The organism is Thiorhodovibrio litoralis, from assembly GCF_033954455.1.
Lineage (GTDB): Bacteria > Pseudomonadota > Gammaproteobacteria > Chromatiales > Chromatiaceae > Thiorhodovibrio > Thiorhodovibrio litoralis.
The window spans coordinates 536,914-558,802 of sequence record NZ_CP121473.1 but is presented as its reverse complement, the minus strand read 5'-3'; the positions used below and the strand labels follow the sequence as shown (position 1 = coordinate 558,802).

The 21,889-nt window shown below is 63.0% G+C and carries 23 protein-coding genes; 11 read left to right on the top strand and 12 right to left on the bottom strand.

All coding sequences use genetic code 11. From position 1 onward, the window contains the following. Positions 1 to 4 precede the first annotated feature (4 nt). Positions 5 to 157 carry a hypothetical protein gene (locus tag Thiosp_RS02575; RefSeq protein ID WP_201068835.1) on the top strand — a complete coding sequence of 51 codons (153 nt, stop codon included), beginning with the start codon at positions 5 to 7 and terminating at the stop codon, positions 155 to 157. Here the strand turns inward: Thiosp_RS02575 and Thiosp_RS02570 are convergent. From Thiosp_RS02570 to cls, 3 genes are all read right to left on the bottom strand, one after another. Then, positions 147 to 1,490 carry a dihydroorotase gene (locus Thiosp_RS02570; protein ID WP_201068836.1) on the bottom strand — a complete coding sequence of 448 codons (1,344 nt, stop codon included), beginning with the start codon at positions 1,488 to 1,490 and terminating at the stop codon, positions 147 to 149. The two genes, Thiosp_RS02575 and Thiosp_RS02570, sit on opposite strands and share 11 nt — an antisense overlap. 206 nt (positions 1,491 to 1,696) lie before the next feature. Then, positions 1,697 to 2,359 (bottom strand): hypothetical protein, encoded by a 663-nt coding sequence (locus Thiosp_RS02565; RefSeq protein ID WP_201068837.1) that lies wholly within the window; start codon positions 2,357 to 2,359, stop codon positions 1,697 to 1,699. Positions 2,360 to 2,399: 40 nt separating this feature from the next. Then, complete coding sequence (gene cls, locus Thiosp_RS02560) at positions 2,400 to 3,794, bottom strand: cardiolipin synthase (protein WP_323697101.1); 1,395 nt, start codon at positions 3,792 to 3,794, stop codon at positions 2,400 to 2,402. Positions 3,795 to 3,896: 102 nt separating this feature from the next. Here cls and Thiosp_RS02555 point away from each other — a divergent pair, with 102 nt between their 5' ends. From Thiosp_RS02555 to Thiosp_RS02545, 3 genes are all read left to right on the top strand, one after another. Then, a complete protein-coding gene (locus Thiosp_RS02555; RefSeq protein WP_201068897.1) occupies positions 3,897 to 5,003 on the top strand; it encodes a quinone-dependent dihydroorotate dehydrogenase in 1,107 nt (368 codons plus the stop codon). Continuing rightward, positions 4,990 to 5,724 (top strand): HAD family hydrolase, encoded by a 735-nt coding sequence (locus Thiosp_RS02550; RefSeq protein WP_201068839.1) that lies wholly within the window; start codon positions 4,990 to 4,992, stop codon positions 5,722 to 5,724. Before Thiosp_RS02555 ends, Thiosp_RS02550 begins: the two co-directional genes overlap by 14 nt. Positions 5,725 to 5,858: 134 nt before the next feature. Further along, the gene (locus Thiosp_RS02545; protein WP_201068840.1) at positions 5,859 to 6,227 is read left to right on the top strand and encodes a sulfur globule family protein; all 369 of its coding nucleotides are present in this window, start codon (positions 5,859 to 5,861) and stop codon (positions 6,225 to 6,227) included. 169 nt (positions 6,228 to 6,396) lie between these two features. On the opposite strand, the gene Thiosp_RS02540 is transcribed toward Thiosp_RS02545, so the two are convergent. The 4 genes from Thiosp_RS02540 to Thiosp_RS02525 form a co-directional block, all read right to left on the bottom strand. Continuing rightward, on the bottom strand, positions 6,397 to 6,951 hold the full coding sequence (locus Thiosp_RS02540) for a ferritin family protein (RefSeq protein WP_201068841.1): 555 nt from the start codon (positions 6,949 to 6,951) through the stop codon (positions 6,397 to 6,399). After that, complete coding sequence (locus Thiosp_RS02535) at positions 6,948 to 7,802, bottom strand: thiamine pyrophosphate-dependent enzyme (protein WP_201068842.1); 855 nt, start codon at positions 7,800 to 7,802, stop codon at positions 6,948 to 6,950. Before Thiosp_RS02535 ends, Thiosp_RS02540 begins: the two co-directional genes overlap by 4 nt. Beyond that, the gene (locus Thiosp_RS02530) at positions 7,789 to 9,540 is read right to left on the bottom strand and encodes a 2-oxoacid:acceptor oxidoreductase subunit alpha (RefSeq protein ID WP_201068843.1); all 1,752 of its coding nucleotides are present in this window, start codon (positions 9,538 to 9,540) and stop codon (positions 7,789 to 7,791) included. Before Thiosp_RS02530 ends, Thiosp_RS02535 begins: the two co-directional genes overlap by 14 nt. Before the next feature lie 64 nt (positions 9,541 to 9,604). Then, on the bottom strand, positions 9,605 to 10,402 hold the full coding sequence (locus Thiosp_RS02525; RefSeq protein ID WP_201068844.1) for an inositol monophosphatase family protein: 798 nt from the start codon (positions 10,400 to 10,402) through the stop codon (positions 9,605 to 9,607). Positions 10,403 to 10,596: 194 nt separating this feature from the next. On the opposite strand from Thiosp_RS02525, the gene Thiosp_RS02520 reads away from it, so the two are divergent. From Thiosp_RS02520 to Thiosp_RS02505, 4 genes are all read left to right on the top strand, one after another. After that, entirely contained in the window at positions 10,597 to 11,370 is a 774-nt protein-coding gene (locus tag Thiosp_RS02520; protein WP_201068845.1) for an RNA methyltransferase, read from the top strand. Positions 11,371 to 11,463: 93 nt separating this feature from the next. Continuing rightward, positions 11,464 to 12,231 carry a serine O-acetyltransferase gene (cysE, locus tag Thiosp_RS02515; RefSeq protein WP_201068846.1) on the top strand — a complete coding sequence of 256 codons (768 nt, stop codon included), beginning with the start codon at positions 11,464 to 11,466 and terminating at the stop codon, positions 12,229 to 12,231. Positions 12,232 to 12,369: 138 nt separating this feature from the next. Next, positions 12,370 to 12,864 carry a Fe-S cluster assembly transcription factor gene (locus Thiosp_RS02510; RefSeq protein WP_201068847.1) on the top strand — a complete coding sequence of 165 codons (495 nt, stop codon included), beginning with the start codon at positions 12,370 to 12,372 and terminating at the stop codon, positions 12,862 to 12,864. Positions 12,865 to 12,907: 43 nt separating this feature from the next. Next, positions 12,908 to 13,915, top strand: a complete 1,008-nt coding sequence (locus tag Thiosp_RS02505; RefSeq protein ID WP_201068848.1) for a lysophospholipid acyltransferase family protein — start codon at positions 12,908 to 12,910, stop codon at positions 13,913 to 13,915. 109 nt (positions 13,916 to 14,024) lie between these two features. Here the strand turns inward: Thiosp_RS02505 and soxZ are convergent, their stop codons facing one another. The 5 genes from soxZ to Thiosp_RS02480 all read right to left on the bottom strand — a co-directional run bounded on the left by soxZ (position 14,025) and on the right by Thiosp_RS02480 (position 19,558). Further along, positions 14,025 to 14,342, bottom strand: a complete 318-nt coding sequence (gene soxZ / locus Thiosp_RS02500) for a thiosulfate oxidation carrier complex protein SoxZ (protein ID WP_201068849.1) — start codon at positions 14,340 to 14,342, stop codon at positions 14,025 to 14,027. A 170-nt stretch (positions 14,343 to 14,512) separates the two neighbouring features. Beyond that, positions 14,513 to 15,022, bottom strand: a complete 510-nt coding sequence (soxY, locus tag Thiosp_RS02495; RefSeq protein ID WP_201068850.1) for a thiosulfate oxidation carrier protein SoxY — start codon at positions 15,020 to 15,022, stop codon at positions 14,513 to 14,515. Between the two features lie 390 nt (positions 15,023 to 15,412). Then, positions 15,413 to 16,897, bottom strand: coding sequence for a M48 family metalloprotease (locus tag Thiosp_RS02490; RefSeq protein ID WP_201068898.1), 1,485 nt, complete (start codon positions 16,895 to 16,897; stop codon positions 15,413 to 15,415). A 277-nt stretch (positions 16,898 to 17,174) separates the two neighbouring features. After that, complete coding sequence (locus Thiosp_RS02485; RefSeq protein ID WP_201068851.1) at positions 17,175 to 18,503, bottom strand: vWA domain-containing protein; 1,329 nt, start codon at positions 18,501 to 18,503, stop codon at positions 17,175 to 17,177. Between the two features lie 11 nt (positions 18,504 to 18,514). Then, positions 18,515 to 19,558, bottom strand: coding sequence for an AAA family ATPase (locus Thiosp_RS02480; protein ID WP_201068899.1), 1,044 nt, complete (start codon positions 19,556 to 19,558; stop codon positions 18,515 to 18,517). 383 nt (positions 19,559 to 19,941) lie between these two features. Here Thiosp_RS02480 and Thiosp_RS02475 point away from each other — a divergent pair, with 383 nt between their 5' ends. The 3 genes from Thiosp_RS02475 (at position 19,942) to Thiosp_RS02465 (ending at position 21,776) form a co-directional block, all read left to right on the top strand. Beyond that, positions 19,942 to 20,139: an Alvin_2107 family globule sulfur oxidation protein gene (locus Thiosp_RS02475; protein WP_201068852.1), complete on the top strand. Its 198-nt coding sequence runs from the start codon at positions 19,942 to 19,944 to the stop codon at positions 20,137 to 20,139. 217 nt (positions 20,140 to 20,356) lie between these two features. Beyond that, the gene (locus tag Thiosp_RS02470; protein WP_201068853.1) at positions 20,357 to 20,734 is read left to right on the top strand and encodes a tetratricopeptide repeat protein; all 378 of its coding nucleotides are present in this window, start codon (positions 20,357 to 20,359) and stop codon (positions 20,732 to 20,734) included. A 100-nt stretch (positions 20,735 to 20,834) separates the two neighbouring features. Then, positions 20,835 to 21,776 carry a DNA ligase gene (locus tag Thiosp_RS02465; RefSeq protein WP_201068854.1) on the top strand — a complete coding sequence of 314 codons (942 nt, stop codon included), beginning with the start codon at positions 20,835 to 20,837 and terminating at the stop codon, positions 21,774 to 21,776. Positions 21,777 to 21,889 lie beyond the last annotated feature (113 nt).

Genomic DNA, 21,889 nt, shown 5'->3' with positions numbered 1-21,889 from the left:
CCTCGTGATCTGGCCGGGACGGGTCATCTTCAACCCGGGCCAGGAATCCCCCGAGCTGCAGCGCATGCTGACCGACGCCGGCATCGACTGCCTGGAAGACTGCTCGTTCGAGTTGCTGCGCGAAGGACGCTTCGAGTCGGCTCGGGTCAGCGCGTAGCGCCAAACTCCAGGCGCATGCCGGCGGTCGCTTGCGGATTGAGCGCGCCGTTCTGCCAGATGACATCACCATTGACCAGAGTTGCGAGCACGCGCGCGCTGAATGTCCGCCCCTCGAAGGGCGACCAGCCGCATTTGCTCAAGACCTCGCTGCGGGTGATGGCGTGCGGGCTGTTGGGGTCGATCAGCACCAGGTCGGCCCAGTAGCCTTCGCGGATGTAGCCGCGACCTTGAATGTTGAAACAATCGGCCACCGCGTGGCTGGTTTTCTCGACCAGGGTTTCCAGCGTCAGGGCGCCGGTGCGCACATGTTCAAACAAACTGGGTAGGGCGTGTTGCACCAGCGGCAGGCCGGCTGGGGCGGCGAAGTAGGGCGCGTCTTTTTCGCTGAGCAGATGGGGGGCGTGGTCGGTGGCGATCACGTCGATGCGGCCCTCGGTGACTGCGGCAAGCAGCGCGGCGCGGTCTTCTGGCTGTTTGATGGCGGGGTTGCATTTGATCAGGCTGCCTTTCTCGGCATAGTCGTGCGCGTCAAAATACAGGTGATGCACGCAGGCCTCGACGGTGATGCGCTTATCGCGGTGCGAGCCGGGCTCGAATAACCCGAGTTCGCGCGCCGTGGTGAGATGCAGCACATGCATGCGGGTGTTGTGCTGGCGCGCCAGCTCTACCGCGAGTGAGGACGAGCGCCAACAGGCTTCTTCCGAGCGGATCAGCGGATGCATCTCCATCGGTACCGCCTCGCCATATTGCTCCCGATAGGCTTGCTCATTGGCGCGAATGAGCGGGGTGTCTTCGCAATGGGTGGCGATTAGCACCGGTGCCTCAGCAAAGATACTCGCAAGCACCTTGGGGTCATCGACCAGCATGTTGCCGGTGGATGCGCCCATGAAGACCTTTACACCGCAGGCGGCACCGACCGGCAGGCGGCGGATGGCGTCCAGATTGTCGTTGCTCGCGCCGAGGTAGAAGCCGAAATTGGCGGGCGAGACCTGGGCGGCACGCTGGTACTTGGCCTCCAGCGCCTCTAGGCTCAGCGTCGGCGGCTGGGTGTTAGGCATCTCGAGAAAGCTGGTGATGCCCCCGGCCACCGCCGCGCGGGACTCGGTCGCGATCTCCGCCTTGTGGGTCAAACCCGGCTCGCGAAAATGCACCTGGTCGTCGATCATGCCCGGCAGCAGCAGGTGGCCGCGCGCATCAATGGCCTGGTCCGCCGGTCGCGATTGAAGATCGGCACCGATCGTATCGATGCGTCCGTTGCGGATCAGTAGGTCGGCGTCATACTGCCGCCCCTCATTGACCACGCGCGCGTTGGAGATCAGCAGTGTTTTCATCGCGATCAGCACTCGTTTAAGGGAATAGGCGTCAGCCAGGCTGATGCCATCCTGCTACGACCCATAGGCGCCGCTCCGCCAGCGCGCTCGGCCAAGGCGTCGGGGAGATCAAGTGTGACAGTTGTCATTGTCGCGTTCCCTCGTTTTTGCGGACAGAAAATTCAAGGCCCCTGATGATCAAGGACGGTGTTCGGAGCTGAGATTATTCAGAGCAGATCGTCGTCCTGATTAGATACCGAGACCATGTAGTGGTAGCCATCCGGACCGCAGCGTCGCTCCAGTTGCTTGAGGATGCGTTTCTTCATCGCCGGCGTGTCATTCGGACCATCGACATAGAAGGGCTTGCCGTCCTTGCCAAAGGTGAAAGACTCCGGGCATGCGCTGGCATCAATGTCACCGAAAATCATCCGCGCAATGCGGTAGTCCGCATGCGGTTCGAAGCCGAGGTCCTTGGCATAGGCGGCCGTTTGCTCAATGAGCTTGCGCGCGCAGCTTGGATGTTGCCGCTCCAACTGCGGGCGCTCCATCTCACCAGGCGCTTGGGCATAAATCCGTTCGAGGATGTTGGGATACTCCCCAACCTCGGCAATCTTATAGAGCGCGTCCTTCACCCCCAGGCAATGGACATCCAGCAAAAAGGCCGCCACCGCATGACGACCGTCAGGTAGCTTGCGGCTGAACCATAGGGTTCCTTTGCCGGTATCAAAAAGGTTCGCCGGCACCAGGATATCGGCAATCTCGCCCTGCGCGGCCCAGGCCCAATCGCGCGAAAAGGCCAGGAGACCCTGACCACCCGAGCTCCCCGTCTTTGCCTGGCGGCGCTTCTGTTCGCGCCTAGCGCGTTTCTTTTGTAGTTTCTTCTGATCCATCGTGTTTTTCGTCTCTCGTTAGTGAGCAGCTAGCAGGCGTTCATAGATAAGGACTCAACAACCGCGCCGCTCCGTCGCGCAGTTTAATCGGCACCGAGCGGGCGCGCATCTGGGCGGCGGTGATTTCTGTCGCTTCCCTGAGCTTGGCGTCGAACAGGTGCTGAAGTTGGCGTGTGAGGGTGCGGTCGTAAACCTCGACATTCAGCTCGAAATTCAGCCGCAGACTGCGCGGGTCCCAGTTTGAGGAGCCGAAGAAGCACCAGAGATCGTCCACCAGCATCAGCTTGGTGTGATCGAACGGCGGAGGCGAGAGAAATATCCGACAGCCGCCGGCGAGTATCTGCTCCGCCTGCGCCTGGGCGGCCCACTGCACAAAACGCAGGTTGTTGCGCTCGGGTAGCAGGATCTGCACTTCAATCCCGCGCAGCGCGGTGACATTGAGCACCATCAGCAGGAGTTGGTCGGGCAGGAAGTAGGGCGTGATAATGCGCACCCGCTCGCGCGCCTGGGCCAGTGCGCCTAGCATCATGCGACGAATGACATCGAAGTCCTCATCCGGCCCGTCCGGCAGGCAGCGCGCCAGGCTGTCGCCGACCGGCACCAGCGGCGGAAACCAATCATCCCCGCTCAAGCGCTCGCCGGTGGTGAAATGCCAGTCGACCTCGAAGGCGCTCATCAGGCCGCGCACGGCCGGTCCCTCAAGCAGAAAGTGCAGGTCTCGCACCGGGCTTTGCGGCCGGTTGGCCAGCAGGCAGCCGCCACGGATGTTCAGGCCGCCGGTAAAGCCGATGCGCCCATCAACGACCAGAATCTTGCGGTGGTTGCGCAGATTAAGATAGGGGTTGCGAATCGGCAGCAGGGAGTCGAGAAAGGCCGCTACCGGCACCCCCAGGCGCGCGAGCAATCTCGGCGCGCGTGGGCGGCTGTAGCGCTGGCCGACGGCATCGATGAGCACCCGCACCTGCACGCCGCGGCGGTGGGCGCGATCGAGCGCGGCGACGAATTGGCGCCCGACGGCGTCGATATCGAAGATATAGGTCGATAGCGCTACGCTATGATGCGCCTGATCGATGGCGCAGAGCATCTCCGGGTAGGCCTGATCACCATCGACCAGCGCGCGCACCTGGTTGCCGGGCTCGAGCACCGAGTGCGTCAGCGCATCTCCGAGATGACCGAGCGGCACCCACTCAGGATAGCGCTGCTCGAGCAGATGCTGGGCGCGATCCTCGGCCGCAATGCGCGCCGACTCGCTCTGCGCCGAGCCTTGGGGGCGCAGCCGGTGAGCCTTGCGCTGGATACGATTGACGCCGAATAACCAATAGAATAGCAAGCCAACCAGAGGCGCGAGCCATACCAGCCCGGTCCAGCCGACGGTGGATGCCACATCGCGCTCGCTGAGCAGAATGTGCGTCGTGGTCAAAATTACGGCGATCATCTGCGCGGCCAGCAACAGCTGTAGCCCCAGATGCTCAAGCCGAAAAAACAACTCCATGCTAATTTCTCATCGCTGTTGACGCGGAATAACCACTGAATAATGATGCCAGACGAATCCACCACCGGCAGCTGGCGGCTGCTGCGCCCCCTGCTGTTCCGGCTCGACCCCGAACTGGCCCATCATCTCACGCTCACGCTGGCCGGACACTGGGCCAGGGTACTGGATCAGCTTAGCCCACCGGCGAGAGAACGCGCTCCGACTGCTGTCAACAACAGTCTCGGCCGCCAGCTGATGGGACTTACCTTTCCCAACCCGGTCGGTCTCGCAGCCGGGCTCGACAAGGACGCGACCGCGGTGCAGGCCTGGCAGCGGCTGGGTTTTGGCTTTGTTGAGGTCGGCACCGTGACCGCGCATCCGCAACCCGGCAATCCGCGCCCACGGCTGTTTCGCTTTCCGCCACAGGGTGCGCTGGTCAATCGCATGGGCTTCAATAACCAGGGCGCGCGCTGTGTCGCACAGCGCCTGCGCGCGCTTCGCGAACAGGGCGAACAGGGCGACCAGAGCGAAAGCAATCGCCTGCGGGTGCCGCTTGGCGTCAATATCGGCAAGTCCAAACGCGCGAGCAGCGACGAAGCCGCGGCCGATTACCAGCAAAGCTTTGCCGCGCTCGGCGAGTGGGCCGATTATGTCGTCGTCAATATCTCGAGCCCCAACACCCCCGGCCTGCGCGATCTGCAGCGCGTCGATGATGTCCGGCGCATTCTTTCGGCGTTGCAGATGCTCAATCAACGCCTTGCCCACCCGCGACCGCTACTGATCAAGCTGGCACCGGATCTGGCCGACGAGGATGCCATCACCTGCGCCCAGGCGGCGCTCGATGAAGGCGGCGCGGGCCTGATTCTGACCAACACCACTATCGACCACTCCGCCCTGCCCAACCCACCCGCCGGACTCAGCGGCGGCCTGTCGGGTCGGCCGCTGTTCACGCGCAGTACAGCGTTGCTCGCCACGCTGCGCGCTGCGCTTGGCGAGCAGGCCGCGCTGATTGGCGTCGGTGGCATCATGTCGCCACAGGATGCCATGGCCAAATTTGCTGCCGGCGCCGATCTGATCCAGTTGTATACTGGGCTTATCTACCAGGGGCCGGCCCTGGTCAAACGAATTTTGGATATCTTGCCTCCCGGAAACGGCGTTCATGTACAGCCATGATCGACTGGTAATCCTTGATGCCGATGGCACCACCATCGACGCCTTTCGCGCCATCGAGAAAACCTTTGTCCACCACGGTATGGACATCGGCCCGCTGGTGCGTTTTCAGAAACGGCGCAATATCTTCAAGTATCTCGGGGGCTTTAAGGAAATTCCGCAAAACCTGCGCCGGCAAATCGGCTGGCAAAAGCGCACCGGGCTGGTCGCCACCCTGACCGAGGTCTATCGGGAAGAAGCGCGCATGTTCGATGGCATCGAGCAACTGATCCATGCGCTCGCCGAGGCGCCGGATGTGAAAGTTGGCATCGTCACCCGTAACATTACCAATGATCCGCTCGCGACCTTGCACCGGCTGTTCGAGCGCCATGGTCTCGCCCACGACATGCTCGATTTTCTGGTGCACCTGCCGCTGAGTGAGCACAAGCTGCCCTATTTCCGCGAACTGCGCGAACGCTTCAAGATCAACCCGGCGCGCGCCTATGCCTGTGGCGACGAGGTCAAGGACTACCGCGCCGCAGTCGGCACCGGCATGCATCCTTTCATGGTGTCCTATGGGTTCGAGGACTTCGAGCGGTTGCATGTCGGGCACGACATCCCGGCGGAGGTCATCTTGCCAACACCGGATGCACTCGCCGAGCGCGTGACCCATGCTCTCGGACTCAGGCTGCAAAGAACTCAGGACGCATCCGCTCGCGAGCCGGGCCTGTCAGCATCGGTCTAAGCGAGCATGCTTGCCGCCTGATTGATCTGGCAGCAGAACTTTCTCTTGACACATTAGAAAATGCTAATATAATGAACTTCGTTGGTGCCAACTTTGGCGCTAGCGCGAGATCACAACATAACGGAGATTGGATAATGAAAAAGCTTGCTACCGCAGCGGCCGTGGCCGCACTTCTTGGTGTTTCCGCTACCGCTAATGCTTGGTGGGGTCCGGGTAATGGCTACGGCCCCGGCGGCTACAATGACGGCGTTGGTGATTTCTGGAACGACATGATGGGCAATGGCTATGGCGACTTCAACATGAGCTTCAGCGGCTCCGGTCGCGGCACAGGTCGCGGCTATGGCCGTGGTTACGGTCGTGGCTATGGCTATGACGCCCCCTACTACGGCGGCCCTTACGGCTACGGTGCCCCCTATGGTGCGCCAGTCGCTCCTTATGGTGCTCCGCCCGCGCCCTATGGTGCTCCTCCTGCCCCGCAGCAGCCCGCCGCTCCCCAGCAGTAATTCGGCTTGCTATCGGTCAGTTGCCGGCGCGCAAGCGCCTGGCGCTGGCTGATCCCGTCGAATGTAAAGGCCGGAGCTGAACCCTTTAGCAGGTTCAGCTCCGGCCTTTCTTGCGTCTGGACCTGGCCACCCGGCTGCGCCCATCAACGGCAGCCAAGCCACCACTGCGCTACTCAGGAACATTCGGCGGGTCGAGATCCTCGGCTGGTCCGTCTTGCTCTGATCCATCCTCGGCGCCTTCGCGCTCCAGCCATTCAGCTAGCAGACCCGCGTGCTCGGCCTCCTCGGCTGCCATTTCCGCCGCCAGCTCGCGCACCTGGACGTCGCATGAGCGATCGGCAATGCTTTGATAAAAAGCATGCGCCTGCTGCTCGTTAAACAACGCCAGTCGCAGCGCCTGCGTGGACGTCATCAGATAATTGACATCATCATCCAGACAGTGGCTTTCCGGTCCGTCGGGGCAATTCCACTTGAACTCCCACGGCGGGATTCGCGGCAGCTCGAGCCCCTGGGCGCGCGCCTCGATTGCAGCGGCATGGGCCTCGCTCAGTTTCCCCAGCTCGCGAAACAGGCCCGCAACCTCGGCATTGTGATGCACTTCCATGCTGTCGGCGAGCTGATGAAAGCGCCCGGCCGATTCGTGTTCCAGTTCGAGCGCATGGGCGCAGAGTTCCTCGAGCGAGTCGATGGAGTGGGACCCTTGTTTGGATGCTGCATCATTCATAGCAGAAACTCCGCTTCGATCTCCGCAAGCTCGGCCTCGGCGCGATTACGCGGCTGATAGACCGGCTGGCGCTGCGCATAGAGTACACCGATCGCCAGACCATCGTCGCTTTGAATCAAGCTCGCGGCTTTCCCCGGGTCGTCCGGCGCCGGCTCGGCCACCGGATGCACCGCCTGCTTCCAACCCTTCTGCTCCGGGCGAAATGTCACACAGGGGCTCAGCACCTGCACCAGCGCGAAGCCGGGGTGCTCAAGTGCCTGCACCAGCAGGCGCACCAGTTCGTTAGGATCGCCAGAGAAGCCGCGCGCGATGAAACTGGCACCGGCCGCGAGCGCAATGGCGGCAGGATAAAACCGCGGCACGCCGGTACCGCGCGGCGTGAGCTTGCTGTGCGACCAGTCGGGCTGGGTCGTGGGCGATGCCTGGCCCTTGGTCATGCCATAGACTTCGTTATCCATCACCACATAGGTCATGTCCATGTTGCGCCGGCAGGCATGCAGAAAATGATTGCCACCGATGGAAAAGCCGTCGCCGTCGCCACCGGCGACCACCAGCGTCAAGTCCGGCCGGGCCGCCTTGAGTCCTGCCGCCAGCGCCAGCGCGCGCCCATGCACGCCATGAAAGCCGTAACCGTCGATATAGGCCGGAATGCGCGAGGAGCAGCCAATACCGGAGACGGTGACGACTTCATCCTTCGGCAGCCCAAGATAGGCGAAGGCTTTGGTCAGTGCCGCCAGCACACCAAAATGCCCGCACCCCGGACACCAGACCGGTTTGACCTCGGACTTGTAGTCCTTGGCCCTGAGGGTAGTTGAAGAATGCGTCGCGGTCTCGCTGCTAGCGGTGGTCATCGGTTGCCTCCGCGGCGATGGCTGTAAGAATCTCACCTGGGCGCAGTGGCAGCGGCCCCGGGCGGGCAAAGGACATGGCATGCTCCGGCAGGGCGGCCTCGGAGCGCAGATAATGAAACAGCTGTCCGTCCTGGTTGAGCTCCACCACCCAGACGCGGGTACCGGATATCGCCGCCAGCAAGGCATCGCGCTGCAGCGGGGCGATCAGTCGCAGGCCGATCACCCGGGTCGGGCGCCCGCTGGCATTCAGTGTCGCCGCCGCCTCAAGCACCGCGCCGTGGCTCGACCCCCAGGTGAGCAGGCACAGATCGCCCTCGCCGCTGATCTCGGCCCACAGTGGGCCGACATCGAAGCGCGTCAGCTTGTCGCGACGCTTGGCCAATTGCGCCGCATGATCCCCGGCCATGCTCGAGGGCGTGCCGGATTCATTGTGCTCAAGCCCGTCGGCGGTGTAGCTGCCTCCCGGCACTCCCGGTGCGCTGATCGGCGAAATGCCGTCCTCGGTGAACTGGTAGCGGCGGTAGTCCCCGCCCTGGTCCAGCGGCATGCAGCGGCGGGCAAGATTCAGCTCAGGCAAGCCAGGCGGATCGATAATGGCGCGCGACTGCCCAAGGAGCTGATCGGACAGCACAATGGCGGCTGTCTGCAGATGTTCGGCCAAGCGCGTAGCCCAATGCAGGGTCAGCACGCAATCGCCGATATCCAGAGCCGCCAGCACCAGATGCGGCGCATCCCCATGCAACCCGTAGAGCGCAATATTGAGATCGGACTGCTCCGACTTGGTCGGAATGCCGGTACTCGGCCCGCCGCGCATCACATTGACCAGCACGACCGGCGTTTCGCTCGCCACCGCAAGCCCCAACCCTTCCATCATCAGGCTAAGACCGGGGCCCGATGTTGCCGTCAGCGAGGGCACCCCGCCGAAGGAACTGCCGATGATCATATTGATGGAGGCCAGCTCGTCTTCGGCTTGCAGCAAGGCGCCGCCGAGACGCGCGATGCGCGGCGCCAGCCACTCAAGAATCTCAGTCGCCGGTGTGATGGGATAGGCCGCGACGAAGCGCACACCGCCGCGCAGTGCGCCGAGCCCGGCGGCCTCGTTGCCGCTGATGCTCCAGCGGCGCGGTACCTCGGGCAGTGCGGTCGTCTTTTTCCCATCGGGCTCTTTGCCCAAAGGCTCCTTGCCATCGCTCGAGAACTGCTGAAACCCAAGGCTGATGCATGCGTGCGACGCATCGATCACCGCGGCGTCCTTCGCCCGCAAGATCGCGCTCGCGGCCTGAAGCACCGCCGCCAGCGGCAAGCCGGCACAGGCGGCAATGGCACCCACGGCGACCATGTTGAAGCGCCCGCCGGGCAGGGAATCGGCCAGTTCCCGCAGATTGACCCAGCGTATCTGCTCACTGTAGGCCTCAAGCTGCGGCGGCACCTTGCCAGCACCCGGGTCGGCCAGGATGAGCGTCTGCGCCGTCAGCGGAATCTCGCCCGCAAAGCGGAAGAAATTCCCCCAGTCCAAGGCAGCGAGAATACCGAAGCTGTCGCCCATACAGGCCACCGGAGAGGCTCCGAAACGCAGCATGGCAGCCGACTCACCACCGCGAATCTGCGGGCCAGCCGAGCGTGTCATGAGTCCATAGCAGCCCGCGCGCGCAGCGGCGTCGAGCACCATCATGCCGGCGGTCACGGCACCGCTACCGCCCGAGCCAGTGATGGCGCAGGATTGAAATCCGTCAGTCATGCCTGTGTCGTTTCGAAAATCCGTTCGCGCATCCGCGCCGTTGTTGTATTCATTCTATTCCCCGTCAGGCCTTGAGCCGTTCGCCCAGCAGCGGCTTCAGGCGCTCGAGCATCTCCTGATGCACGCGCAAATTGCCAGCGACCGCATTGCCGGTGTCGAAGAAGCGATCGCCGCCGGCCATGTCGGTGACCGTGCCACCGGCCTCGACCACCAGCAGCGCGCCAGCGGCGAAATCCCAGGGTGACAGGCCGAACTCCCAGAAGCCGTCAAGGCGTCCGGCGGCCACATAGGCAAAATCCAGTGCGGCCGAGCCCGGACGACGCACTCCGGCTGTACCTGGCACCATCACCCGCAGGCTGTCGAGAAACAGCTCGAGCTTGCCATCCTCGCGAAAGGGAACACCGGTACCCAGCAGTGCCCCGCGCAGGTCGCGCCGGGAAGTGACCCGCAGGCGCCTGTCGTTGAGCAAGGCACCGCGGCCGCGACTGGCGGTGAACAGCTCCTCGCGCAGCGGATCGTAGACCACTGCCTGCTGCATCAGGCCACGGTGGCGCAGCCCGATGGAGATCGCGAACTGCGGAAAGCCGTGCAGATAGTTGGTGGTGCCGTCGAGGGGATCGATAATCCACTCGTACTCGTTGCCGGAGTGCTGGCCACTTTCCTCGGCCAGGATAGCGTGCTGGGGAAATTTGCCGTGAATCTCCTGGATGATGGCGGCCTCGGCGGCGCGGTCGACCTCGCTGACGAAGTCATTCGGCTCCTTGGTGGTCACTGTCAGCTCGTCACGACGGTGGAACGAGCGCATGATGATGCGCGCGGCGCTGCGAGCGGCACGCACGGCGATATTGAGCATGGGGTCCATGCGACAACAATACTCCAAGAGCGCCCGAAATGGCACCCGTTGCCCGGCACCCCTGTCTTGCCGGGGAGGGGCAGCCCGCGCCAGCCGCGGCAAAAGTTGTCCACTCAATGACGCGGTGCTAAGCTCTCACGCCTTTCTAGCACCATCAAACATTGCCCCTGGCGATTCACGCTAGCCCCCTCACCAGAGCCACGATGACCAACGCCGACGCTCACGCTGACTCCGAGGCGCTTGGCCGCATTCGCTTTGTCCTTGTCGAGACCAGCCTGACCGGCAACCAGGGTGCGGTGGCACGCGCAATGAAGACCATGGGACTGGATCAGCTGGCCCTGGTCAACCCGCGTCGCGCGCCGGATGCCGAGGCCCTCGCTCGCGCGGTGGGTGCCGATGACCTGCTGCAGCGAGCGCCCATCCATCCCAGCCTGCCCGAGGCGCTCGGCGACTGCCGCCTGGTAATTGGCGCGAGCGCCCGACGACGCGCGATTGAATGGCCCCTGCTGAGCCCGGCGGACGCAGCACGCAAACTGCTCGCCGAGGCAGCGGAAGGCCCGGTCGCCCTGGTGCTGGGTCGGGAGAGCTCTGGGCTGAGCAACGAGGAGCTGGCCCACTGCCATTATCTGACCCAAATCCCCGCCAACCCGGCCTTCAGCTCGCTCAACCTGGCCGCCGCGGCCCAGGTGTTTGCCTACGAGATTCGCCAGGCGTGGCTTGCGCCGACCGTGGCAGATATGCCTGCGGCACCGCCAGCCGCCGAAGGCCCACATGAGCCGGCCAGCGCGGAGGAGATGGCGGGATTTTTCGAGCATCTGCGCGAAACCCTGGTACTGGTCGGCTTCGCCAAGCCGGAACAGTCCCACAAGCTGCTGCGCCGGCTACGGCGCCTGTTCAATCGCGCGCGGCCCGATCGCACCGAGATCAATATCCTGCGCGGGATGCTCAAGGCGCTCGGCCGCCACGCCAACTCATGAATCTTCTCCGTATAGAATTAACTGACTTGGTAGGATTCACCGCGGGGCGCGACCCAAGCCGCAACATGCATCCGCGACACTCAAGGAAAATCCATGTTTGAGCGACTCCGCGAAGACATTCATTGCGTCTTCTCCCGCGATCCCGCGGCGCGCAACAGCTTCGAGGTTCTGACCACCTACCCCGGTCTGCACGCCGTGCTGATGCACCGGCTGGCTCATCGTCTGTGGCAAGCGCGTCTGCGCTGGCTCGCGCGAATGCTATCGAATGTCGCACGGCTGTTCACCGGCATCGAAATTCACCCGGGCGCCGAAATCGGCCGGCGCTTTTTCATCGACCATGGCATGGGCGTGGTGATCGGTGAAACCGCCGTGGTGGGGGACGACTGCACGCTCTACCATGGGGTCACCCTGGGCGGCACCAGCTGGCAAAAAGGCAAGCGCCACCCGACCCTGGGGTGCGATGTGGTCGTCGGTGCCGGTGCCAAGGTTCTGGGGCCGATTGGCATTGGCGATGGCGCGCGGATTGGTTCCAACGCCGTGGTGGTCAAGCCGGTGCCATCCGGCAGCACGGTGGTCGGCGTGCCGGGCCGCGTCATTGAGCAACCAGCCGATGCCGCCAGCCGGCAGCGCGCCGATACCGCCAAGCGCATTGGCTTCGACGCCTATGGCGCTACCCGCGACGTGCCGGACCCGATTGCCAATGCCATCAACCGCATGCTCGATCACATCCATGTACTGGATCAGCGTGTCGAGACCTTGTCGCGCACGCTCGAGTCGCAAGGCTTAACGCGCCATTTCGAGCATCTGAACGATCTCGACGGCTGCGAGATGGAATCTGCCACCGAACAAGAGCCAAGGTGACGCCACGCCCCAGCCCGATCCAACCGGCCCGATCGAACCACCGACACCGGCTGCGAAGAAGGCTGGCGAAAAATTGATGGAATTAGTCAGCTATCGTAGGATGTCACCTTCGTTTTCGATCCTAAGGAGTCGGCACGCATGAGATTGACCACCAAAGGCCGCTACGCCGTGACCGCCGTGCTCGATTTGGCTATCCATCAGGGCCAGGGTCCGATCGCGCTCGCGGACATTGCGCGCCGCCAGGGCATTTCCCTGTCCTACCTCGAGCAACTCTTTGCCAAACTGCGCCGGCAGCGGCTGGTTTGCAGCGTGCGCGGCCCCGGCGGCGGCTACAACCTGGCGCGCGACATTGATGAGATCAACATCGCCGAGGTCATCTCCGCTGTCGACGAGCATGTGGATGCCACCAAATGCGGCGGCGCCGGTGACTGCTGCAACGAGGGCCCCTGCCTGACGCACGACCTATGGATGGACCTGAGCCACCGCATCTACGAGTACCTCTACCAGATCAGCCTGAAAGACTTAGTCGAGCGCCGCGGTCACCACAGCGATATCCACCGGCCCAAGATCCCGCAAGAGCCGGTAATGGAAGCCGCGAAGGCCCAGCCCACCCCGATGCAAGCTAACGCCTGAGCGGCGTTTGTCGATCCCGGCGGTTGCAAGCCAGATGGCCCAGATGGCTGCCCCCGCGGCGAAACGCCGCATCCAATTCGACAAAGCCGCCTGGCTTGAGCGCGGCGTCCGCCCGCTGATGCGCCTGCTCGCGCGGCTGCCGCTGCGCTGGGTCCATTACATCGGCGGTGCCATCGGCACGTCCATTGCCCACCTGCCCAATCGCCAGCGCCGTAACACCCTGATCAACATTGGCCTGTGCCTGCCGGAGCTCAACCGAGACGAGGCCATCGCGCTGCGCAACCGCTGCCTGCGCGAATTCGGCAAGACCTACGCGGAAATTGCGCACCTGTGGTTGCGCCCCAGCGCCGAGGTGCTAAACCTGGTGCGTGAAACGCGCGGCGTCGAGCTTCTGGAGCGCCAAACCGGCAGCGGATTGATCGTGCTGTCCCCGCACCTGGGCGCTTGGGAGCTCGCCGGCCTCTATCTGGCAGCCTGCGGACCAACAGCGATTTTCTACAAGCCGCAGAAATACCTGGATGACATGATTCTGGCCGCGCGCAAACGCAGCGGCGCGACGCTTGCGCCCATTACGGCGCGCGGGATTCGCGTTCTGGTGCAGTCACTTGAGCGCGGGGAGTATGTCGGCATCCTACCCGATCAGGCGCCGCGGGCGGATAAAGGGGCTGTGTTCGCGCCTTTCTTTGGCATTCCAGCCTACACCATGTTGCTGGTGAATCGGCTGTCGCGCAAAACGGGCGCGCCTGTGGTCTTTTTGTTCGCGGAGCGTCTTGGCCCTGGCGAGGGTTATCGCATTCACTGCCAGCGAGCACCCGAGGGGGTTGCCGCGGACTCCGACGAAGAAGCTGCAGCCGCGTTAAACCAAGGTATCGCTGAGTGCGTGCGCGTCTGCCCCGAGCAATACCTGTGGCCCTATCGACGCTTTCGCGAACGCCCGCAAGGCGTGCCGAAGTTTTACACCGGAAAGTCGTCAGATAGCGCAGCCTGGCAGCAGGTAATGGGTTTGCGCGCGCACTTGCTGCCTTCGACGGAAAAAGACCTAGTGACCTAAACGGACTTGACACCGTCAGTCGCTGGCACCCGCCCCAGCCGGGGCGGGAAGGTCCGCAGCACCGCTGCCGGCTAATGCGCCGGCACGCGGCACCGCGGGAGCATGGGCATCAGTCGGAGATTTCGACCGTAGCGCTATCGCTTTCGCCCTTGTTGTCCACCCAGCTGATCTCGACGGTATCGCCAGGCTCGCCGCCATTGAACTTGAACGACAAGTAAGGATTTTTGGAGACACCGCCGCTCCAGAGAGCCGTCATCACCACCTGGTCCTTCCATTTACCGGTCACCTCCTGGATGAAGTGCGCCGGAATCGGCTCCCCGGTCTTCTTGTCCTTGCGCAGACCGGTTTCCATTTCATGGTTCATCAGCGACTTGACCGTGGTCACGCCATTTTCGACCTTTGCGCGGATTTTGATGTTGCTAGCCATAATCTGTTTCCTCTGCGCGAGAGACGCGCTCTCAGCGCTTAATTGCATTCTGCATGTCTGGAATTCTTCATGTCAGGCCCTCGAGCCTAACAAAAACGGCCTAAGTCTCATGCTCCCGGGTATCCGGGGAAATCACTGCATAAGCGTCAGGCTAACCGCGTTGCGTTTCCTCAGCCGCCGCAGCCACCGATGGTGACTTTCACGTTCTTGGCATTGCTGAGCAACCCGTCTTTGGTCTTGACCACGGCGACCACATCGGCTGTTTTCGCCATCTTGATGCGGGTTGAAACGAAGGGCATTGAATTCTCGGCCATGTCGAATGACGCAACCAGCGGCGTGCCATTGCCCATGGCAAATACAGAAATGGATTCGACCCCTTCCATATCGGTCGACACGGTCACAGGCACCACGGCGCCGTTCTCGGCAATGTCCGGTGCCTTGATCTCAATGGCATCGCTGGTCTCCATCGCATCGGAACCGAGCAGCTCTTTCAGCGCCGCGGTCTGATCCTTGGCGGTAAATGCCGCCTCTGGCCAGGCAGCCAGCAGCGCCTGCGGCGTCAGCAGACCAGCACTGGTCGCCAGTGCCATGGCGCCAGCACCCATGGAGCCTTTCAGAACGGTTCTGCGTTTTGCGTCAATCGTTGTTTTTGCGTCAATCGTTGTTTTTGCGTCAGTCATAAACTCTCTCCTTAGGGGTAAACATCAAACAGGCGAAGCATCGCTGCAGACCCGGTTGCCGCATCCGAGATGGGACCTGCGCCGAATCACACCAGACCCAAAGCAGGCCCATCCAGGCTCAATACGGCCGCCGAGCCCAATCCGGCACAAGCCCTAACCGGCCACCGGGTCGCAAGCTGGGGCAGAAGATTGAGGCACAATCGTCAAAAATCATCCGGTAATGGAACTTTTTGTCCATCAGAATCGACCCGCGATTGCTTCCGCTCGTTAGAGCTTCGATCTGGTCACCGCGCAATACTGCACGCAACCATTGGGCTTTATCGCTCGCTGCCAAGCTTACCTGAGTCGCTGACATGTGCAACCCGTCGCGCGCCACGGCAGCAGGCGAAGTTAGTCATCTCCGCGCGACCATTTCTTTTTCTCGCTGGCTTTTTCCTCACGCAGCGCATCCAGGCGAACCTGCAGTTTGGACGCCAGATGGTAGTCGACATTGGGCACCCGCAGGGCAAGCTCAAGCTGACGAATCGCAGGCTCCAGGTCGCCTTGATAATAAAGCTCCTCGGCCCGGTAGCCATAGGTTTTGGCTTTGTTTCCCGAGCGTCCGGCTGCGTCGGCCAGCAGACCGTAAACCGCTGCAAAGGACGGGCGACGGCGGTGGAATGCCTCCAGCATGCTCAGGGCGGGACTGACCCGCCCCGCTTTCAGCAGTGCCTCGGCATAGGCGTGCGTGATCGGCCAGTTACCCGGATCGAGGCCATGGGCGCTTTTGAGATTGCGGATCGCGCGCGGAAGCTGCCCGCCCTCGATGTCGATGTTCGCGTCCAGCACGATAAACTCGACCTGACTTGGGCGCGCTTCAAGCAACTGTTTGGCCTGCGCACGGGCGGCGTCGAAGCGCCCGGCGCGCAGCAGCGCTAGCGCATAGCCGTAGCGCTCGGCCAGCGCGTTACGGTAACGTCCGCTCGCGAGTGTCGACTCGAAGCGTTCCACCGCCCGCTGCGCGCCGCTGTAGCTGCGTTGGCGCAGATTGGCGCGGGCGAGATGGAATTCCAGACTGTCGGCACGCTGGCGCAACCCGTATTGTTCAGCACGCGCAAGCGCATCGGCGATGCGATTGGTGGTCACCGGGTGGGTGCGCAGGAACTCGGGCGCGCTGTTGTCGTAGTAGCGACTGCTGCGCCCAAGACTCTCGAAAAAGCCGGGCATGGCGAAGGGGTTGAAGCCCGCTTCGGCCAGAATATCGATGCCGAGGCGGTCGGCTTCTTCTTCGTTGTCGCGAGTGAAGTTGATCTGGTTCTGCACGGCCATGGCCTGAACGCCAGCCATAGCCGCCATGCCGGTCTGGGAGTCGACCTGGGCGCCGAGTAGCGCGGCGGCGATCAATAACGCCGTGGCCGGCACAGCCATGCGCTTTTGTGCCTCGAACGAGCGCATCAGGTGCTTTTGACTCACGTGGGCGATTTCGTGCGCCAGCACGGCGGCCAGCTCGTTTTCGGTCTCGGCCGCCAGCACCAGCCCGGCAAAGACGCCGATCTGTCCGGAGGGACCGGCAAAGGCATTGACGGCGGGCTGATTGATCAGGAAAAAATGGTAGCCGCCACCCGCATTGGCAGAGCGCACCAGCTCCTGCCCCAGGGACTGAATATAAGCATCCAGCACCGGGTCTTCGATCACCGGCAGGGCCTTGCGCACGCTTTTCATGAAGGCCCGCGCCAGCGCGCGTTGGTCGGCCAGTGACAGCACGGTGTCGGCGGAGCTGCCGAAATCAGGCAACTGATAGGGGTCCGCGGCCAGCGGATTGGCCGCGAGCGTGATCAGCAGCGCTAGGGCCAGCCAAAGAACGCGCGGTCGCGAGGCGCGCGGGCAATATTGCATGGGGTGCATCGTCATGTCGGCTCAGAGTCCAGCGGCGGGCCAAGGGTTCCGTCCGCGTTAAACCAAAACCACAGGGGGTTAAGCAAGTGTTGGGCCGGGCGACGGTCGCGGGGGACGCCGTGAATACATCCCTGTAGGCTTTCCAGCGGCGTCCTGCCGCTGGAAACCCCCGCGCCCGTCGCCCGGCCCAACACCCACAGCACATTTGTGATGTCTATCATTCTGCAAGCAACAGCTTCGCAAGCAGGCCGCCTGAAATCAAGCTGGCGCATCGCGATCAATTAAGCTGGATGCGCTCGCCCCAAGGGACCGGTGAGCGGCCCTTGACCAGCCAGAGCACCGGATAAGCAGGCGCGGCGGGCGGGAAGGCGCCTTCGGCGTCGGTGAAGTACAACAGCAGATCGGGACGGCGGCCCTGATCGCTCAGCCAGTTGAACACCGGGACGAAGCTGGTCCCGCCCTGTCCATGCAGACGCTCAGGGCGGTCAAAGGTTTCCCAGGGCTCAAACTCAAAAGGCGCACCCGGGGCAAGCGCAGCATCGCAAGGCAGCAGGGTGACGCGGGCGCGAATCTGGCCCTTGAGCGCATCGATCTCGGCGATGAATTCTTCGATTTCCGCATCGCGGATGGAGCCTGAGGTATCCAGCCCGACCACCAGATCGAGCTGATCGCTGCGCAGGCGCGGCAGGAGGAACTCGCCCTCGCGCCGCGACGGGCGCGCATAGCTGTAGTCATCGCGCGCCAGGGCGCTCATATAGCGCGCAAGCAGCGCGCGCCAGGGCAGTTGGGGCTGTAGCAGGTGGTCGATCAGCCGACGCAGTTCGCCGCCGAGCTTGCCTGCCTGCATGGCCTGCTGCGCAGCGCCGGCCATGCGCTGCTGCCATTGCACCGAAAGGGTTTCGCGCTCATCCGGCGTGAGCGGCGGCGGACCGTCATCGCCTCCCTGACGTCGCTCATCGGGCGAGCTGTCCTCGACGGCCTGCCCCGTCCCCTGTTGTCCGGACGCCTGGTCTGCGCCCCCCGTCCCGCCACTCTCGCTATCACGGGACTCGGGCGAACGGCCGCGCTCAGCCAGATCGCGCTCATTCAATCCCTGTCCCTGGCTGCCCTGCTGGCTGTCGTTATCCTGATCGTAGGCGTGGGTGTCGAGCGTCTCGGACTGGTCGTTGTCATCGATCAGCGGATAGATTTCCTCCGCCGTCATGCCGAGATAGGGCGGCATGAACAGCGCATTGGGTGGCGGCTTGAGCCCTTCGTCGATCAACAGCGGGTTGATCGCATAGTCGCAGGCCAGATCCCACTTGTGCTTGACCCGGTGCTGGCGGCGCGCGAAATGCGACAGCGCGCAATGCAGCGCCTCGTGCGCGAGCATGAATTGAGTCTCGGCCAGACTTAGCGCGTCGATGTAGTCAGGATTGAAATAAAAGGCGCGCGCGTCGGTCGCCGTGGTCGGGCACCAGCTGGCATTTGCGGCGCGCAGCGGCAGGCGCAGCACCAGTGAGCCGAGGAAGGGCTTATCCAGTATCAGGCGCGTGCGCGCAGCGGCGAGCTTGGTCTCTAGCGCCGTCAGGTCGACCTCGTTTGCTTTGCTTGCAGTGTCTGCCATGCTAGCCGGGTTCAATCAAACAGCATCACATCCGCCACTGCCTGCGCCCAGTCGGCAAAGGCCGGCACGGCGAACAAGTCACTGCCGATGGCGCGATGCAGATCGGACACCAGCATTACGCCCATCTCCCGCTGCGGAAAGCGCCCGGCATAGACGAGGATATGACCGATGGCGTCCGCACCCTGAGGCTCACCACGCACACGCAGCGCCCGCCCGACCAGGGCCGCGGCCACCGCGTATTGCAGATCGATTTCGTCTGGCACCGGCACCGTCTCGCCGCGCAAAATCGCATCCAGGTCCGGCATCTGCTCCAGGCTTTCAATAAAGGCGGTCACCTCGATTCCAGCTGCCGGCCCGACGCAAGCCTGCAGGCAGCCCTGCAGCAGTTCGTGGTCGTGCTCGAACTTCTGCAGCGCGCGATGCGCGAACTCCCACGAGCGCGGGGAGGGAAAAGCCATCGGGTTGTGCGCCGGGTCGAAGTCGAACAGTTGCTCTGGGCGAAAACGCAAAAAGCCGATGATGCGCTCGTCGATGCCAGCGGAGTAAGCCCAAGTGACCCAGTCGTCCAGGTGGGTCTCGACCTCGAAATGGGAAAACCGATTGGCCAGCGGCGCCGGCATGGCGTAGGTCACGCCGCGATCCCCCTGACGATTACCGGCAGCGACGATGGCCCAGTGCGCCGGCACCTGATAGTCACCCAGCCGTCGGTCGAGTATCAATTGATATGCAGCCGCCGACACCGAGGGCGGCGCCGAGGTAATTTCATCCAAAAACAAAATCCCCGCCGGCCCGTGCCGCTCGGCATCCGGCAGCAGCGAGGGCACCGCCCATTCGACCCGTTCATCAACGCGAAAGGGAATGCCGCGCAGGTCGCTCGGCTCCATCTGCGACAAGCGAATGTCAATCATCGGCGCGCGATGCCTGGCGGCAACCTGGGCCACCATCTGCGACTTGCCCACGCCGGGCGGCCCCCACAGCATCACCGGCGTGTGATGATCATCGGCGGTACTGGTGAATTCGCGGTCAAGAATTTTCAGTAGATAAGCTGGGCGCATGGGCATGACGACGATCTGCTTGAGGAAACGGACTCCGGCCGTCGCGACGGACAGCCTTCTGTACCGCAAGGTTGGAGTCGCATGCCGTCTTCACAAGACGCGCTGCGGTTTGTAATCAGCAGAGGCAGGGGCAAGGGGCAGGGACAGCGACTCGGGATTCGGCACGGGCGAGCCATCCCAAGGATGACAGACATCAGAAAAATGCAGTATTCTTATCAGCTATCCTTACCCGATCGGGGTCCGCGGCCGCACCGCAAGGCGCAACGCTCTAGGCTCGGAATCGCGCGATACACACTGAGAGTCGGTCGGTAAATGGATGCCCCTTCGAAACAAACACCAAGAACAACCCCCAAGACTGCCATGTGGCAGTGCGGAGAGCGGATATGAATCAGTTCTACTATGATGCAGTCACAAAAATGGAACAGCTCGCTGTCGACGACGAGTACATTCAGGGCTGGCAGTGCGGTTTTCTGCAAAATCCCAAACGCGAGGAGCAGCGCCTGACCGAAGCCTACGAAGCCGGCTACGGCGACGGCGAGGAAAAGACCACCGACAACTTCCAGAAGTGGGCCAAGAGCTAAGACCTCGCGCCAAGTCCGTCGCCCCAAGCCGTGCGTCCCTGAGCCCATCGCCTTAAGCCATCCCTACCGGGACTTTGGTGCCTTGGCCTCACGGCAAGGCCTACTGAACGCTGCAGGCCCAGGATTCAGCATCTCGCTGCTCCTCGGGTCCTGCGACTGCATGAACTGCCCCGGCAAATGCATGCGTGAGATTCACCGTCTCTGTTCGGTTCCGCCGATGACAGATAACAATTATCTCAAGCACCTGATTCTGCTGCGCAACGACCCATCCAAGGTGCCCGCCGTGCGCGCCGCCGCAAAACGCGGTGAAGTCGACGCCCAGTTCGCAATGGGCCTGATCTACGCCGAGGGCCGCGGCCTTCCCATCGACCTCGCCCAATCTCACTACTGGCTGTCACTCGCCGTCGACCAAGGCGACCGCGACGCAGAAAGCCTGCGCAACATCATCGGCAGCCAAATGACCGAAGAAGAATACCAGGCCGCGCGCCGACTGCGTTCTGGCGCAAAGCTGTCAGTCATTGAAGGCAGCGGAGCTTCGGCCACACAGCAGCCAAACATGGGTGGTCAAGGCCCCATTCCCAGCAGCGCTGATTGACTCGATCAGCTGGCCCAGTCGCGCCCCTCCCACACACTCCTCGCGGCCTTTGTGTAATATACGACACGCCTGACCCAATCCCCTTGCCGCGAGGAATATCATGCCCTCTCTCGCAGTCACGTCCGGGCGCACCCGGCTCCACCTGAGCGCTCTCCTTCTGCTGGTCCTGGCGCCGCTTGCGCCGTCACCGCTCTGGAGTGACGCGCGCAACAATCAGCCTGAAACTGGTATCAGCGAAGCGCCAGCCACCGCACACCCGCATCCACCCACACCGCCGGCACTGATGCTGGCCAAAACTCACCAAGCGGGCACCGATGTCGCACATTACTGGGTGAGCGAAAAGCTCGACGGCGTGCGCGCCCGCTGGGACGGCAGCCGCCTGATCAGTCGCGGCGGTCATGTCATTCAGGCACCGGATTGGTTCGTCACCGGCTTTCCGCCCGTGCCACTCGACGGCGAACTCTGGCTCGGGCGCGGTCAGTTTGCCGCCATCTCCGGCCTGGCGCGACGCCAAGAGCCGGACGAAGACGCTTGGCGCGAAGTACGCTTCATGGTGTTCGACCTGCCAACCTTGGACGCCCACTTCAGCGAGCGGCTGGTCGAAATCAAACGCCTGCTGGCCAATGCGCCCTCCGAGCGCATCGCCCCGGTCGAGCAATTTCGCGTCGCCGACGAAAAAGCACTGATGGCACGCCTCGCCGCCGTCGAGAGGCTTGGCGGCGAAGGCCTGATGCTCCACCATGAAAACGCACGCTACCGCGAGGGTCGCTCCAGCGACCTGCTCAAAGTCAAATCCAAGCAGGATGCCGAGGCCAAAGTCCTGGCTCACCTACCCGGGCGCGGCAAATACCAAGGCATGCTCGGCGCCCTGCTAGTCGAGGACGACCAAGGCCGACGCTTTCGCATCGGCACCGGCTTCAGCGACGCCGAACGCCGCAACCCGCCACCCATCGGCAGCACCATCACTTTTCAATACCAAGGCGAGACCAAGACCGGCCTCCCCCGCTTCGCAAGCTATCTGAGGCTGAGCGAGGCGGAATAATCACGGCCAAGTCCCAGTCGCAGCTCTTGCGATGGGAGTAGTGACGCGAAGTCGTTGTAAAGAGGGTGCATTTTTTGGGATTAGGGTCTCTTGCAATCTTGATCGCTGGTTGA

What these genes read in the sequence shown, in the direction of transcription:
- Thiosp_RS02570 (WP_201068836.1), bottom strand. Translation starts at nt 1,490, where the DNA reads ATGAAAACACTGCTGATCTCCAACGCGCGCGTGGTCAATGAGGGGCGG.
- Thiosp_RS02565 (WP_201068837.1), bottom strand. Translation starts at nt 2,359, where the DNA reads ATGGATCAGAAGAAACTACAAAAGAAACGCGCTAGGCGCGAACAGAAG.
- cls (WP_323697101.1), bottom strand. Translation starts at nt 3,794, where the DNA reads ATGATCGCCGTAATTTTGACCACGACGCACATTCTGCTCAGCGAGCGC.
- Thiosp_RS02555 (WP_201068897.1), top strand. Translation starts at nt 3,897, where the DNA reads ATGCCAGACGAATCCACCACCGGCAGCTGGCGGCTGCTGCGCCCCCTG.
- Thiosp_RS02550 (WP_201068839.1), top strand. Translation starts at nt 4,990, where the DNA reads ATGTACAGCCATGATCGACTGGTAATCCTTGATGCCGATGGCACCACC.
- Thiosp_RS02545 (WP_201068840.1), top strand. Translation starts at nt 5,859, where the DNA reads ATGAAAAAGCTTGCTACCGCAGCGGCCGTGGCCGCACTTCTTGGTGTT.
- Thiosp_RS02540 (WP_201068841.1), bottom strand. Translation starts at nt 6,951, where the DNA reads ATGAATGATGCAGCATCCAAACAAGGGTCCCACTCCATCGACTCGCTC.
- Thiosp_RS02535 (WP_201068842.1), bottom strand. Translation starts at nt 7,802, where the DNA reads ATGACCACCGCTAGCAGCGAGACCGCGACGCATTCTTCAACTACCCTC.
- Thiosp_RS02530 (WP_201068843.1), bottom strand. Translation starts at nt 9,540, where the DNA reads ATGACTGACGGATTTCAATCCTGCGCCATCACTGGCTCGGGCGGTAGC.
- Thiosp_RS02525 (WP_201068844.1), bottom strand. Translation starts at nt 10,402, where the DNA reads ATGGACCCCATGCTCAATATCGCCGTGCGTGCCGCTCGCAGCGCCGCG.
- Thiosp_RS02520 (WP_201068845.1), top strand. Translation starts at nt 10,597, where the DNA reads ATGACCAACGCCGACGCTCACGCTGACTCCGAGGCGCTTGGCCGCATT.
- cysE (WP_201068846.1), top strand. Translation starts at nt 11,464, where the DNA reads ATGTTTGAGCGACTCCGCGAAGACATTCATTGCGTCTTCTCCCGCGAT.
- Thiosp_RS02510 (WP_201068847.1), top strand. Translation starts at nt 12,370, where the DNA reads ATGAGATTGACCACCAAAGGCCGCTACGCCGTGACCGCCGTGCTCGAT.
- Thiosp_RS02505 (WP_201068848.1), top strand. Translation starts at nt 12,908, where the DNA reads ATGGCTGCCCCCGCGGCGAAACGCCGCATCCAATTCGACAAAGCCGCC.
- soxZ (WP_201068849.1), bottom strand. Translation starts at nt 14,342, where the DNA reads ATGGCTAGCAACATCAAAATCCGCGCAAAGGTCGAAAATGGCGTGACC.
- soxY (WP_201068850.1), bottom strand. Translation starts at nt 15,022, where the DNA reads ATGACTGACGCAAAAACAACGATTGACGCAAAAACAACGATTGACGCA.
- Thiosp_RS02490 (WP_201068898.1), bottom strand. Translation starts at nt 16,897, where the DNA reads ATGCAATATTGCCCGCGCGCCTCGCGACCGCGCGTTCTTTGGCTGGCC.
- Thiosp_RS02485 (WP_201068851.1), bottom strand. Translation starts at nt 18,503, where the DNA reads ATGGCAGACACTGCAAGCAAAGCAAACGAGGTCGACCTGACGGCGCTA.
- Thiosp_RS02480 (WP_201068899.1), bottom strand. Translation starts at nt 19,558, where the DNA reads ATGCGCCCAGCTTATCTACTGAAAATTCTTGACCGCGAATTCACCAGT.
- Thiosp_RS02475 (WP_201068852.1), top strand. Translation starts at nt 19,942, where the DNA reads ATGAATCAGTTCTACTATGATGCAGTCACAAAAATGGAACAGCTCGCT.
- Thiosp_RS02470 (WP_201068853.1), top strand. Translation starts at nt 20,357, where the DNA reads ATGACAGATAACAATTATCTCAAGCACCTGATTCTGCTGCGCAACGAC.
- Thiosp_RS02465 (WP_201068854.1), top strand. Translation starts at nt 20,835, where the DNA reads ATGCCCTCTCTCGCAGTCACGTCCGGGCGCACCCGGCTCCACCTGAGC.